The organism is Terriglobia bacterium (assembly GCA_020073205.1).
Classification (GTDB): Bacteria; Acidobacteriota; Polarisedimenticolia; order Polarisedimenticolales; family JAIQFR01; genus JAIQFR01.
In genome coordinates this window covers 1-14,034 of the sequence record JAIQFR010000111.1, presented here as the reverse complement: position 1 = coordinate 14,034, position 14,034 = coordinate 1, and the positions used below count along the sequence as shown (strand labels likewise).

The window sequence follows — 14,034 nt, the reverse complement described above, 5'->3', positions numbered from 1 at the left end:
AGGTGGGCGGGGTGAGCAACCAGGACCCGCTCACCGGCCTCTCCATGAGCCTGGTGAACCCCGATTCGATCGAGGAGATCGAGATCATCACGGCCGGCGCGGGTGTCGAGTTCGGCCGCGCACAGGGCGGCTTCGCCAACATCATCCAGAAGCAGGGCTCGAACGACTTCGAGGGGACGTTCAACTTCCTGTTCAAATCGAGCCTCCTCGACGGCGGTGCCTCGGCGTATCCCGGCGCACCGGTTCCCAAGTACCAGCACCTCGAACCCGCGATCCAGCTCTCGGGCCCCGTCGTCAAGGACAAGATCTGGTACAGGATCTCCCACGAGTACATCCAGGAAGAGGACCCGGTCGCCGCCGCCGGCGGGACGGCGGTGGTCACGACGAAGCGCCAGATCAACTCCGACGCGGTCACGTGGCAGGTCTCGCCGCGGAACAAGCTGCAATTCACCTACTCCGCGGATCCGCTGACGATCACCAACTTCGGTGTCGGCCGGCTCCTCCCGGTCGCGTCGTCGGAGCGGCGCGAGCTGGGCGGGCCCGTCTACCGCCTCAGCTGGACGGCGCCGTTCTCCGCAAAGATCCTCGTGGACAGCCTGGTCTCGTACCAGGACAGCCACACCAACATCCTGCCGAGCACCCGGGGGGTCCCCAACAACTGCGTGCAGAGCGCCCCGTCCGGGGTCCTGGGATCGCTTCCCTTCGTCTCGCAGGCGCTGTGCACGAACCTCGAGAGCGGCCAGACCTCCGGGTCGTCGTACCTGACCTGGAGGGACAAGCGCCAGCGACTCACGTTCAAGAGCACGGCGAACATCTTCGGCGGCCACTTCCTGGGCATGGACCACCAGTTCAAGGTGGGATTCAGCGTCGAGAACGAGCGCTATTTCCGTTACGAGGACCGCGAGCCGGACGTCTCCTTCTACATCTATCGCCCCCAGAACAGCAACCAGAACCAGTCGGGCGACATCAACCCGGTCGCGGTGGTCCAGGGACGCTTCGCGGTTCCGACCATCTCGAACACCCGGGCCACCGACACCGCGAGCGCGGTGTTCTTCGAGGACCAGATCAAGCCGCGGCAGAACCTCAGCATCACCCTCGGGCTCCGGATCGACCGGGAGTCGCTCAACTCCGACGGGTTCCAGCCGTTCGACCCGGCCGCCGAGGAGGAGAAGTTCAACGTGCTCCGCGAGGCGAGGGCCAAGTCCTACGCCGAGGACCAGGTTCGTCTCAATCCCGCGCTCGACTACGCGACCGAGCTGGCAAAGGACTACGCCAGCCAGGATCTCTTCACCGAGCAGATGTACCAGTCGTTCACCGGCTACGAGGACATCCGGGGCTTCACGAGGCAGTTGGGGGCCATCGTCGGGCCGGACGTGGACGCGGTCGTCGGACCTGCCATCACCGCGAGCAAGAACTTCTACCAAAAGCGGCGGGCCGACAGCATCGACATCACCAACACGAACTTCGGCCCCCACATCGCGGTCTCGTGGGACCCGTGGAGCAACGGCAAGACGAAGCTGGCCTTCTCGGGACGTCGCCTGTATGGCGCGACCCCGCTGAACGTCCCGCTCTCCGAGATCGAACCGGCCATCGCGACCCTGCGGTTCCAGGCCAAGCGCACCGCGACGGGGGTCTGGCAGGCCTCGCTCGCCAACGGACTCAATCCCGCGGCTACGGTCCAGGTCGTGGACCGGAACCTTAGGACGCCCTACAACGACGAATTGACGTTCTCGCTCGAGCGGGAGATCTTCGCCGAGACGTCCGCGAAGCTGACCTACATTTACCGGCGTTTCGTGGACCAGTTCCAGGACCAGGACCTCAACCACTATCCCGCGGACTACGGAAGGTGCCTCGTTCAGGTCGATCCCAAGGCCCGCGCGTCCTGGATCTCGGTCGTCTACGATCAGAACGGCCGGCCGATCCCCGACGGGAAGCTCGACGATTGTGACGGCCAGCTCACGGTGCCCTTCAACGCGGCCGGGAGCGGCGGCGGCGACACGGGAGGCGGGTCCAACTCCAAACTCAACTTGAGAGAGCTGCTGCACGGCCCCGACGGCTACCTGGACACCTACACCCACAACCTCGGGTGGGGCTCGATCTACATGACCGGCAACTTCAATTTCGCGACCTACAAGGGGTTGCAGCTCGAGGTCATCCGTCGCCAGTACAGGAACTGGCAGATGAACGCGTCCTACACCTGGTCGAGGGCGCTCGGCAACGGCGAGAGCTGGAACTCGTTCCTGGGAGACGACCGGACGACGCGGGACGCCGAATTCGGCTACCTCTCGTACGACGTGCGGCATTCGGTGAAGGTCAACGCGACCACGATCACCCCGTGGGGCTTCCGCGCGGGCACCGCCGTCACGTGGCAATCCGGCCTGCCCTACTCGATCCTGGAGCAGAAGCCGACGGCGGACAGCGCGCCGCCCTCTCTTTACGGTCTGGGCGATCCGGAGCCTCGCAACCGGCTCCGGTACCCCACCGGACGGCGCAACGACCAGCGGAACCGGCCGTACTGGAACGTCGACGTCAAGCTGGACAAGGAGATGAACCTCGGAAAGGGGATGAATCTCCAGGTCGCCGCGGACATCTTCAACCTTCTGGACGACCGCACCTACCAGATCTGGAATCCGTTCGCCGAGCTTGGCGATCAACTCAACGGGTACAACGACGGCTTCACCCGAATCGGACGCAACTACCAGCTGAGCATGAAGCTGTCGTTCTAGCCGGAACCGAGAGCATCGAAGTGGAAGCGGGGGGCCGCCTTCGGGCGGCCCCCGGCGCAAGGGTGGTGGCCGCGGCGGATTCGGGCGAGCCGCCCCAGCGCCCGATCGCCCGAGGGACCGGGATCAAATTCCGGCGCCACCCGTCCCGGAAGCCATGACGCACTGCAATCTCGACACCGGGCGGAGCTGCGGGGCTCGCGGCGCCCCTCCCGCGGAGCGCCTCCCCGCCGCGAGGTGGGCCGCCCGCGCGGGCCTGGTGCTCTTCCTCCTGTTCCTCCCGCTTACCGGCCGCGGTGCCGAGGGCACCCTCGGCGACCCCGGGCTGGACTGGCGCGACGGGCCCGTCCGGTATCTTCTGACCCATGACGAGTACGATCGTTACGGGAGGCTGAGGACCGCGGAAGCCCGCGGCGCGTTCGTCGCTCGGTTCTGGCGGCGGCTCGACCCGGATCCCGACACCCCCGAGAACAGCTACAAGGAGCGATTCGACCGACTTCGCGTCCAAGCCGACCAGCGCTTCGGCAATTCCGTCGTCGCCGGATGGCGAACCGACCGGGGACAGGTCCTGATGCTGCTCGGAGAGCCGGACTCGGTGAGACGCCTCGCCGGCGACCCGGTTTCGGTGATGCGGGAGATCTGGACGTACAACCGTCGCCCCGGCGGCCGCGCGGAGCCTCTCGAGATCGTTTTCTACGGCGACCGTTCGGGGCAGTTCCGCCTCCAACCGCCCCCTGGAGCCGAGACGGAGCAGTTCCGCGACCCGGTGGAGCTGGTCCGGGAGTTCCAGCGGGTGCGCTCGCAGCAGCGTAACGCGATGATCGCGTTGCCGCGGGATCTGACCGAGCTCTACGAACAGCTCCACCCGTTCGATTACGCGACCGCGACCCGCTACCGCGCCAATCCAGGGAGACCACGGCAACTCGACCAGGGATCCGGCTCGAGATTCGGATCGGCGACGGAGGCAGCAGAGGGGCCCGCGTCGCCGATCGCCTCCGATGCCGCGTACTTCTTCCAGTCGGCGGACGGTGGAACGATGGCCGTGCTGGCCCTCGAGTACCGATCCGACCCGTCGTCGGGCGACTCGGGAGACCGGCAAGGATCGCCGGAGGTCGAGCCCAAGGTCTCCGCCTGGATCCTCGACGCCGACGATCGGCTCGCCGGGCGCTCTCCGGCGGAAGTCGTCGTGCGCCTCGAGCGGCGGCCGACCTTGGAGCGGGCCGGCTCGATGATGTTCACGGGCCGGGCGTACCTCGAGCCCGGAACCTACGAAGCGCGCTACACCGTCGAGGATCGCCCGCACAAGCTCCTCGCCATCAGGAACGTGACCCTGGCGGTTCCGGACATTCCGCTCGGCGAGCTCGGTGCGAGCACGGTGGTTCCGGCCTTGCGATTCGGACCGGTTCAGGACGGGCATGCCACGCCGTTCGCCGTCGGCTCCGAGGAGGTCGTGCCGAAGCCTGGCGCGAGCTTCCGACGGGGCGAGCCGCTCCGCATCTACTTCCAGGTCTACGGCGCGGCGCGGGATCCCGCCATCCGCCGCCCGCGAGTGGACGTCACTTTCCGGTTTCAGTGGGCGGGGGCCCGGAGGTTCAGGCAGCAGGGGGAGCCGGTGACCGTGCGAGGTGCCGCCGGGGAGTCCATGGGGCTCACGCTCCCCGTCAAGGATTGGCCTGCTGGAGACTACCGGGTCGAGATCGACCTCGTCGACCGCGTCTCCGGCGCCCGGACCTCGACGGGGGGGAGCTTCAGGATCGCGGATTGAACCCGGCGCGCCGCCCCGCTAGAATGCCGCCCCGCGTCCCGACGAGCGTTCCGGGTCGGGCGCGGGAGACCCCGCATGCGGATCCACGACACGCTGACGCAGCGCCTCACGACCCTCGAGCCTCTCGAGTCGGGGCACGTCCGGCTCTATACGTGCGGACCGACGGTCTACGACTACGCCCACATCGGCAACTTCCGGACCTACGTGTGGGAAGACCTGCTCCGCCGCGCGCTGCGCCACCTGGGGTTCCGGGTCACCCAGGTGATGAACATCACCGACGTCGAGGACAAGATCATCGCGAAGGCGATGGCCTCGGGGATCACCCTCGACGAGACCACCGCCCCGTTCATCGCCGCCTTCTTCGAGGACCTCGACGCGATCGGCATCGAGCGCGCCGAGCACTACCCGCGTGCGACGGAGCACGTCCCCGAGATGATCGCGCTCGCGGCGCGCCTGAGGGACAACGGCCACACCTACGAGAGCCAGGGATCGCTCTACTTCCGGATCTCGTCGTTCGAGGGATACGGGCGGCTCTCGCACCTCGATCGGCGAGAGATCCGGGTCGGCGCGAGGGTGGACAGCGACGAGTACGACAAGGAGGACGCACGGGACTTCGTCCTCTGGAAGGCGGAGCGCCCCGGGGAGCCGGCCTGGGACTCGCCGTTCGGACGGGGACGTCCCGGCTGGCACCTCGAATGCTCGGCGATGAGCATGAAGTACCTCGGGGAGAGCTTCGACCTCCACACCGGCGGCGTCGACAACATCTTCCCGCATCACGAGAACGAGATCGCGCAGAGCGAGTGCGCCACCGGCCGGCCGTTCGTGAGGCACTGGATGCATGCCGCCCACCTGATGGTGGACGGAGAGAAGATGTCCAAGTCGAAGGGGAACTTCCACACGCTTCGCGATCTCCTCGCGCGGGGGAACGACCCCAGGGCCCTCAGATTCCTGCTCCTCTCCGCTCACTATCGCAGTCCACTGAACTTCACCTTCGAAAGCCTCGCCCGCTCCGCGTCCGATCTGACGCGGCTCACCGATTTCATCGCCCGGATCGATCGGGAGCCGGCGCCGCCCGGCCGCGACGCCGGCTTCGAGGATCGCCTCTCCCGCTCCGAGGCGGAATTCGACGACGCCCTCGCGGCGGACCTCAACGTCAGCGGAGTCCTGGCCGCGCTCTTCAGGACGGTCCGAGAGGGGCATTCGGCCCTGGACCGCGGCGAGCTGCCGGAGGTCACGAGGCAGGCGCTCCGCGGTACCCTCCGGAAATGGGACGCCGTGCTCGGTCTGCTCGGACGGCCGGAGGAGATTCTCGACGCCGAGATCGAGGACCTCATCGGCCGGCGCACCGCGGCGCGGAAGTCCCGTAACTTCTCCGAGGCCGACCGTCTCCGGCAAGAGCTGGCGGACCGCGGAGTCCTCCTCGAGGACACGCCCCAGGGGGTTCGCTGGAAGCGATCGAGGCTCCCCGCCGCGTCCCGCTGATCCGCCGCCGCCTCGCGCCCCCGGGCTCGGCCGTTTCGAGCGCGGCCGGGTCCAGCACGGATACGACCGTGGACGAGAACGCCAAGATCGAGCCCTCTAAGGACCCCCGGCAGCGCCTCGGCGCCGCGGGTGAGGCCAAAGCGGCGGAGGCGCTGGCGCGCTCCGGGATCAAGATTCTCGCGCGCCGGTACCGGTGCAGGGCGGGGGAGATCGACCTGGTCGCGCTCGACGGCCGCGTCGTGGTTTTCGTGGAGGTCAAGACGCGAAGGGGCACCGGCTATGGCCGGCCGGCAGAGGCGGTCACGGCCCGGAAACGGGCTCACATCGCGCGCGCGGCGGGGTTCTTCCTGGCGGAGCTGGGCTCGCATCCACCGCCCTGCCGGTTCGACGTGGTCGAGGTCCTTTCCGCCGCCGACGGCACGCTCGCAGCGCGCCACATACGCGACGCCTTTCGCCTCGGCCTCTGGGCGGATCGCGCGCCTGCCGGACGCCGCGCAAGGCGAGATTGACGCGCCGCGCGGGCTGCGATACTCTCAATCGCTTGCCGGGGGCTCCATCGCGGCCTACATGCCCGGACCGGGCTGGGGACGAGAGAACCGGCGTGCATCGTGCGGGAATAGCTCAGTTGGTAGAGCACGACCTTGCCAAGGTCGGGGTCGCGGGTTCGAGTCCCGTTTCCCGCTCCACCCTTCGCTCCTTCCTCGACCGTCATTGCCGATTCACCGCGCCCGCTCGCGACGACACCGCCACGTCCGGGCCGCTTCGGAGCCGACCATGAAGCGTTTCTCGATCTTGCTGGCCCTCGCGCTCGCCTTCCTCGCGCTCGCCCCTGCCCCCGCCCCGTCGCGAAAGACGGCCAGGAAGCGCGGGCCGATGGGGGCCCCCGAAACGAGGAGGATCGTGCTCGCGCCCGGCGATCCCGCCCCTTCGCTCGGCGGGAAGGCCCCGACCGGCGAGAGCAAGACCGTCCGCTGGAACGAGCACGTGCTGACCGTCGTGAACTTCTGGGCGACGTGGTGCGTGCCGTGCAAGGGCGAGATGCCGGTCCTGGAGGACCTCTACGACCGCCGGGCAAAGGACGGCCTCGAGATCGTGGGCGTCGAGGTGGGGCGCGGGAGCGCGGAGGACGCGCGCCGCTTCCTGGCCGACCTCAAGATACGGTTCCCCGTGATCCACGAGACGCCCGGCATCCAACTCGAATGGGGTGGGATGTCGGTCCTGCCCATGACGTTCCTCGTGAGCCGTGAAGGGAAGATCCTCCGACGCTACGCCGGGGCGACCCCGCGTCAAACCGAGGGGCTCGTCGCCGACGTGAACGCCGTTCTCGAAGGGCGTCCTTTGGCGGTGCAGCCGTTCCCGGAAGACGAGCCGAAGCCGGCAGAGCCGCCGGCTCCCGCTCAGCCGATGGGTAAGAGCCCGCGTCCGTAGCTTTCGGCGTGGTACGACGAGCGCACGAGCGGTCCCGACTCGACGTGCCGGAATCCCATCTCGGTCCCGAGGCGCCGGAGCGATTCGAACGCGCCGGGGTCCACGATCCTCGCGACGGGCAGGTGCTCTCGCGTGGGTTTCAGGTACTGCCCGAGCGTGAGCACGTCGACGCCGGCGCCCCTGAGATCGGAAAGCACCGCGACGACCTCTTCGTCCCGCTCGCCCAAACCCAGCATCAGGCTCGACTTCACCAGCATCGAGGGGTGCCCTGAGTCACGGCGCGCAGCCGCGGCGGAGAGCAGCGCGAGCGAACCCTCGTAGGTCGAGCCGCGTCGAGCGGTCCGGTAGAGCCTCGGAACGGTCTCGACGTTGTGGGCGAAAACCTCGGGCTCACCCTCGAGAACGCGGTCCAGCGCTCCCGACTTGCCCTTGAAATCCGGGGTCAGCACCTCCACGGCGCACGACGGCAGCCGGGACCGGATCGCGAGGATCACGTCGCGGAAGTGCGTGGCGCCGCCGTCCGCGAGGTCGTCCCGGTCGACGCTGGTGATCACGGCGTGGCGCAGGCCGAGCCGGGCGACGGCCTCCGCGACGTGGGCCGGCTCCTCGGGATCCACCCCGGGGGCCGGCCGCCCGCTCTTCACGCTGCAGAAGCCGCAGGATCGCGTGCAGGTGTCGCCCAGGATCATGAACGTGGCGGTACCGGCGTTCCAGCACTCGTAGATGTTCGGGCAGCGGGCTTCCGTGCAGACCGTGTTGAGGCGCAGCTCGCCGACCATCGAGCGAACGCGGCGGAACTCCTCGTCCGTCCTGAGCCGGATCTTCAGCCAAGGGGGCCGCGGCCCCTCCCTCCTCGCGTCCATGGAATCCCTCGCTCCGTCCCGGGCCCGGCGGCGGCGGGACGGATCACGAGGATAGCTTGTCCCCCTCGGGGATCGCCAATCGCTCGGACCGGGAACGGGAGGAGACGGCGGAGTAACCCAGCACCTGCGCGACGCGGGCGGCGGCCGCCGCCGCGACCGCCGGAATCGCCGGACGCCCACCGGTGGTTTCCGCGAGGGAGGTGACCCGTCGCCCCTCGAGGCCGCAGGGAACGATGGTCTCGAACCCCGAGAGATCCCCCGCCACGTTGAGCGCGAAGCCGTGGGAGGTGATCCACCCGGCCCCGATCCTCACCCCGATCGCTGCCAGCTTCCGGTCGCCGACCCAGACGCCGGTCAGCCCCGGAATCCTCCTGCCGCGGACGCCGAAATCCGCGGCGGTCAGGATCAGGGCCTCCTCGAGGTCGCGGAGGTAGGCGTGGGCGTCCCGTCGCCCCTCGACGAGGGCGAGGATCGGGTAGCCCACGAGCTGTCCGGGGCCGTGGTACGTGACGTCGCCGCCGCGGCCGCTCTCGTGGATCTCGATGCCCAGCTCCTCGAGCCGGACGTCGTCCGCCAGGACGTTCCCGCGGTGCGCCGAGCGGCCCAGGGTGATGACCGGCGGGTGCTCCAGGAGGAGCAGCGTGTCGGGCGCCTCGCCCCGCCGCCGCGTGTCGACCAGCGCTTCCTGCAGCGCGACCGCCTCGGCGTACGGCACGGACCCGAGCCACCTCGCGAGAAGGACCTCCTGGCTCGTCACGTCGGGGTCACCCGGCGATGGGGAAAGCGCCGCGCCTGGGCGCGCTAGAGCAGCGACTCGTCGAAGGCCTCGAGCGATCGCTTGATCGACCGCAGGAACTGGTCGGCGACCGCGCCGTCCACCACGCGATGGTCGAACGAGAGCGCGAGGTAGATCATCGAGCGGATCGCGATCGCGTCGTCCACGACCACCGGTCGCTTCTCGATCCCGCCCGTCCCGAGGATCGCCACCTGGGGCTGGTTGATGATCGGGAGGCCGAACAGTCCGCCGAACATCCCGAAGTTCGTGACCGTGAACGTCCCGCCATGGACCTCGTCGGGGTTGAGCTTCTTGCTCCGCGCGCGGTCCGCCAGGTCGTTCACCTTCCGCGCCAGCCCGGCGATCGAGAGCTCGTCGGCGTTGCGGATCACCGGGACGATGAGCCCCCACTCCAGCGCGACCGCGAGCCCCACGTTGAGGTCCTTGTGGTAGACGATCTCGTCGGCCTCCACCGAAGCGTTCAGGATCGGGAAGGCCCGGAGGGCGTCGCAAGCGGCCTTGATGAAGAACGGCATGTAGGTGAGGCGCACGTCGTGGCGCTCCGAGTACCGTCCGGCGTGGGCTTCGCGAAGCCTCACGACGCGGCTCACGTCCGCCTCGAACACCGTGTGGACGTGGGCCGACGTCCGCTTGGACTCCACCATGTGCTCCGCGATCCGCTTGCGCATGGGGGTCATCGCGACGCGGCGCTCGCGGGATCCCGGAGCGAACGGGGGTCCCGCGGGCCCGACGGCCGCACTCGGCGGGGCCGGCGCCTCCTCGGCACCCCCGCCCGACGAGGCGACGAAGTCGACGATGTCCTTCTTGGTCACGCGGCCGCCGCTCCCGGTGCCGCGGACCCGGGACGGGTCCACCCCTTGCTCCTCGGCGATCCTGCGGACCACCGGCGAGACGAAGGGGCGCGGGGCGCCGGCCGGGGCGGGCACGGAAGGGGGGGGAGGCGTCGCGGGAGCGGGGGACGCGGGTCGCTCTGCGATCGGCGGCGGGTGCACGGCGGCCGGCTCGGGCGCCTTCGTCGGGACGACCGCGCCCGCCTCCGTCTCGATCACGGCGACGACCTCGTTGACCGCGACCGTCTCTCCCTCCTGGTGGCGCACCTCGGCCAGCGTTCCCGCGGCCGGGGACGGGATCTCGGCGTCCACCTTGTCGGTGGAGATCTCGAAGATCGGCTCGTCGCGCCGGACGGCGTCTCCCGGCTTCTTCATCCAGCGGGTGATGGTCCCCTCGGTGATCGATTCGCCCATCTGGGGCATGACGACGTCGACGCGCATTTCGGTGCCTCCTCTTGATCCCGGGTCAGATGTGGATGGCCCGGCCGTGAACCGCAAGCGCGGCTTCCCCCATCGCCTCGGCCAGCGTCGGGTGGGCGTGCACGGCATGGAACAGCGACTCGGCCGTCGCCTCGAGGTGGAGGGCCGATGACGCCTCCGCGATGAGCTCGGTCGCGTGGGGCCCGATGATGTGCACGCCGAGCACCTCGTCGTATCGCCTCTCGGCGACGATCTTGATGAAGCCGCGAGTGTCCCCGAGGATCTTGGCCTTGCCGATCGCCGAGAACGGAAACGTCCCGACGGCCACGTCGTGGCCGCGCTTCCGGGCCTCTTCCTCCGACAGGCCCACGGACGCGACCTCGGGCTGACAGTAGGTGCACGACGGGATCTTGTCGTAGTTCACGGGGCGCGGATTCCGGCCGGCCGCATGCTCCACCGCCACGATGCCCTCGTGCGACGCGACGTGGGCCAGGGCCTGCGTGGGGACGATGTCGCCGATGGCATAGACGCCCGGCTCGCCGGTCCGCATCATCGAGTCCACCTCGACGAAGCCTCGATGCACCCGGACGCCGGTCCCCTCGAGCCCCAGGTCCTCGGTGACCGGGCGGCGACCGACCGCGACCAGGAGCGCCTCCGCGTCGATCACGACCGGGGCCTCTCCCTTCGAAGCGTGGATCCTGAGCCCGGCGTCCCGCCGCTCGACCCGCTCGACCTGGGTTCCGACGTGCACCTCGATGCCGCGCTTCACGAACGCCTTCTCGAGCTCCTCGCCGAGCGAGGCGTCCTCCACGGGGACGAGGCGCGGGAGGATCTCGACGACCGTGACCTTCGCGCCGAAGCTGGCGTAGATGGACGCGAACTCCACGCCGACGGCTCCCGCCCCGAGCACCGCGAGCGATCCGGGCACCCGGGTCATTCCCAGCGCGTGATCGGAGTGGAGGACCCTCTCGCCGTCGAACTCGATCCCCGGCAGGCCGCGGATCGCGGAGCCGGTCGCCAGCACGACGAAGCGGGTCGCGATCACGGACGGCGGGCCCGCGGCGGGCCGCACCTCGACGCGACCCGGCCCCGCGAGGCGCCCGCGTCCACGGAGCATCGTGACGCCGTTCTTCTTGAACAGGTACTCGACCCCCTTCGCGTTCACCGTGACGGTCTTGTCCTTGTAGCGCTGCGCCGCGGCGAGGTCCAGCTCGATCCCGGCGACCTTCACCCCGAACGCGCCCGCGTGGCGCGCGGCGTCGAGGATCTCCGCGGTGTGGAGGAGCGCCTTCGTGGGGATGCACCCCCAGTGCAGGCAGGTTCCTCCCGGCAGCGCGTCCTTCTCCACCACCGCCGTCCTGAGACCCAGCTGAGCGGCCCGGATCGCGGCGACGTAGCCGCCCGGCCCGCTCCCGATGATCGTGACGTCGTATCCGGGTTCGTTCGTCATGTGACGGTTCCCGTGGCCCCGCTGGCTGCGATGCGGCTCGACGCCCGCCGGGGCCGCTCGACATCGCTCGGGACGCGTGGTCCCGGGAGCGCCCGCCGCGATCGACCTCGGGCCGAAGTCCTCTCCTGACAGTAGTTTTCCGAGCGGTCCAATGTACCGGAGCCTCCCCGAGGGCGTCAAGCGACCGGGCGGGTCCCCTCCCGACAACGCGGATCGGCGCCGGTGTTGACGGGAGGGACGGGGGGCGTCTAGCGTGTCGCGGTCCCACGCCTCAGGGAGCGCGGCCAGGTGAGCACGAAGATCTTCACGCCGCGATCGGCCCGCGAGTGCGCGGGATCGCTCCTCCCGGTCGCGCGGCTCATGTGCCGGTTGATCCGGGAGATGGATGGCGCGCGCGCGGGAGCCGGAGGACCGGACGAGCCCGTGGCGCGCGGCTACTTCTCGCTCGTCGGGGGTTTCCTCGCCGCGGTCGGCCGGATCGAGGCCGCCGGGGTCCGTATCAAGGACCCCCGCGCGGGGTTGCTCGACTTTCCTGCGCTCAGGAACGGACGACCCGTGTTCCTCTGCTGGTGGATCGCCGAGCCCTCCGTGGCGTTCTGGCACGAGCCGGAGGCCGGGCTCGTGGGGCGGCGTCCGGTGGACGACGAAGGACCGTGGGAGGAGCCGCCCTCCGTGCCGCCACGTCAGGGATGACACCGCGCGCTGTGCTAACATCCGTTGAAGGGGGCCGGAGCGGCGGGGTCGGGGCCGGAGGTTGTCGTGGAGACGAAGGACTCACTTCTCATCCTCCACCGGAGGCCCGAGGAAAAGGACGGCGCGGAGGTTTCCGCCTACACGACCCGGATCGCCGACTTCGTGGCGTGGGGCCGAAAGAACTCCCTCTGGCCGATGCCCATGGGGCTCGCCTGCTGCGCCATCGAGCTGATGGCGACCGTCGGGCCCCGCTACGACCTGGCGCGATTCGGGGCCGAGGCGTTGCGGTTTTCCCCCCGCCAGGCCGATCTCATGGTCGTTTCCGGCACGGTGACCAAGAAGATGGCGCCGGCGGTCAAGAAGATCTACGACCAGATGCCCGAGCCCCGGTGGGTGATCGCCATGGGAGCGTGCGCGTCCACCGGTGGAATGTACCGCTCGTACTCCGTGGTCCAGGGAGTGGACGAGATCCTCCCCGTGGACGTCTACATCAGCGGCTGCCCGCCGCGCCCTGAAGGCCTCATCGAGGCCGTACTCGAGATCCAGCGGAAGATCTCCCGGGGCGAGAAGAGCGCCTCGGAGCTGGCGGCTCCCGCCGCCTGACGCGTGGATCCCGGCTCGTCTCCCGGCGTACCCGATCTGGTGGCCAGGATCGCGGGCGAGATCCGCGATCGGGGCCCGATGCCCTTCGATCGCTTCATGGATCTCGCCCTTCACGACCGGGAGCACGGCTACTACTCGAAGGGCGCGAGTCGGGTCGGCCGGGAAGGGGATTTCTTCACCGCGAGCGACGTCGGCACCCTCTTCGGGGATTGCGTGGCGAAGCAGCTCGTCGAGATGGACCGCCTCCTCGGCCGCCCGCCGCGGTTCACCGCCATCGAGTTCGGCGCCGGGCGGGGGCTGCTCGCGCGCGACGTGCTCGACGCCGCGCCTGGAATCGACGCGGAGTTCGCATCCCGCCTGCGGTACGTCATGGCGGACCGAAGCCCCGGAATGCGAGCGGCGGCGGCGGGCCTCGTCCCCGAGGCGGAGTCGGCGTCTCCGGCGGATGTCGCGCAGCGGGCCGCCGGGTGCGTTCTCGCCGTGGAGCTGTTCGACGCGCTCCCCGTGCACCGCGTGAGGCGGCGGGAGGGACGCCTGCGCGAGGTGTTCGTGGATCTCGGCGCCGACGGCCGCTTCGTGGAGCGGGAGGGCGACCCCGCGCCGGAGGCGGAGGCGCTGGCCCGGCGTTACCGCGCCGCGGGGAGGGACGGGGAAGAGGCCGAGGTCTGTCCCGCCGCGTCCGAAGCACTCGACGCGCTCCTGGCCGCGATCCGCCGGGGCTTCGTGGTGGTCGTGGACTACGGCGACCCGGCGCCGGTCCTGTACGGCCCCGGGCGGCCGCGCGGCACGCTCCTGGCCTACCACCGGCACGCGACGAACGAGGACTTCCTCCTTCGCGTCGGTGAGCAGGACCTGACCGCGCACGTGAACCTCACCCAGCTCGAGGACCGGGGGCGGGAGCGGGGCGCCGAAACGCTCGGGATCACGACGCAGGACCGCTTCCTGATCGCGAACGGCATCCTGCGGCACTTCGAGGAAGGG

Annotated in this window: 12 protein-coding genes and 1 tRNA gene; 9 read left to right on the top strand and 4 right to left on the bottom strand. The window is 69.8% G+C overall.

Annotation, left to right across the window (positions count from 1 at the left end):
- The 6 genes from LAO51_17220 to LAO51_17195 all read left to right on the top strand — a co-directional run.
- A partial coding sequence (locus LAO51_17220; protein ID MBZ5640483.1) for a TonB-dependent receptor occupies positions 1-2,726 on the top strand: 2,726 nt, incomplete at its 5' end.
- Between the two features lie 154 nt (positions 2,727-2,880).
- Positions 2,881-4,488 carry a GWxTD domain-containing protein gene (locus tag LAO51_17215; GenBank protein ID MBZ5640482.1) on the top strand — a complete coding sequence of 536 codons (1,608 nt, stop codon included), beginning with the start codon at positions 2,881-2,883 and terminating at the stop codon, positions 4,486-4,488.
- 75 nt (positions 4,489-4,563) lie between these two features.
- Positions 4,564-5,970 carry a cysteine--tRNA ligase gene (gene cysS, locus LAO51_17210; GenBank protein ID MBZ5640481.1) on the top strand — a complete coding sequence of 469 codons (1,407 nt, stop codon included), beginning with the start codon at positions 4,564-4,566 and terminating at the stop codon, positions 5,968-5,970.
- An 86-nt stretch (positions 5,971-6,056) separates the two neighbouring features.
- Positions 6,057-6,479: a YraN family protein gene (locus tag LAO51_17205; protein ID MBZ5640480.1), complete on the top strand. Its 423-nt coding sequence runs from the start codon at positions 6,057-6,059 to the stop codon at positions 6,477-6,479.
- Between the two features lie 101 nt (positions 6,480-6,580).
- Positions 6,581-6,656, top strand: a tRNA-Gly gene (locus LAO51_17200).
- 88 nt (positions 6,657-6,744) lie between these two features.
- Positions 6,745-7,398 (top strand): TlpA family protein disulfide reductase, encoded by a 654-nt coding sequence (locus LAO51_17195; GenBank protein MBZ5640479.1) that lies wholly within the window; start codon positions 6,745-6,747, stop codon positions 7,396-7,398.
- Here the strand turns inward: LAO51_17195 and lipA are convergent.
- From lipA to lpdA, 4 genes are read right to left on the bottom strand one after another with little or no spacing between them, the layout of a single operon-like run.
- Entirely contained in the window at positions 7,368-8,261 is an 894-nt protein-coding gene (gene lipA, locus LAO51_17190) for a lipoyl synthase (GenBank protein ID MBZ5640478.1), read from the bottom strand. The genes LAO51_17195 and lipA overlap by 31 nt on opposite strands.
- 43 nt (positions 8,262-8,304) lie before the next feature.
- Positions 8,305-9,018 (bottom strand): lipoyl(octanoyl) transferase LipB, encoded by a 714-nt coding sequence (gene lipB, locus LAO51_17185; protein MBZ5640477.1) that lies wholly within the window; start codon positions 9,016-9,018, stop codon positions 8,305-8,307.
- A gap of 44 nt (positions 9,019-9,062) precedes the next feature.
- Entirely contained in the window at positions 9,063-10,436 is a 1,374-nt protein-coding gene (gene sucB, locus LAO51_17180; protein MBZ5640476.1) for a dihydrolipoyllysine-residue succinyltransferase, read from the bottom strand.
- On the bottom strand, positions 10,354-11,757 hold the full coding sequence (gene lpdA, locus LAO51_17175) for a dihydrolipoyl dehydrogenase (GenBank protein ID MBZ5640475.1): 1,404 nt from the start codon (positions 11,755-11,757) through the stop codon (positions 10,354-10,356). Before lpdA ends, sucB begins: the two co-directional genes overlap by 83 nt.
- Positions 11,758-12,117: 360 nt before the next feature.
- Here lpdA and LAO51_17170 point away from each other — a divergent pair, with 360 nt between their 5' ends.
- The 3 genes from LAO51_17170 to LAO51_17160 form a co-directional block, all read left to right on the top strand.
- The gene (locus LAO51_17170; protein MBZ5640474.1) at positions 12,118-12,450 is read left to right on the top strand and encodes a DUF2203 domain-containing protein; all 333 of its coding nucleotides are present in this window, start codon (positions 12,118-12,120) and stop codon (positions 12,448-12,450) included.
- Positions 12,451-12,540: 90 nt separating this feature from the next.
- The gene (gene nuoB, locus LAO51_17165; protein ID MBZ5640473.1) at positions 12,541-13,053 is read left to right on the top strand and encodes an NADH-quinone oxidoreductase subunit NuoB; all 513 of its coding nucleotides are present in this window, start codon (positions 12,541-12,543) and stop codon (positions 13,051-13,053) included.
- A gap of 78 nt (positions 13,054-13,131) precedes the next feature.
- The coding region (locus LAO51_17160) for an SAM-dependent methyltransferase (protein ID MBZ5640472.1) at positions 13,132-14,034 on the top strand (903 nt) is incomplete at its 3' end.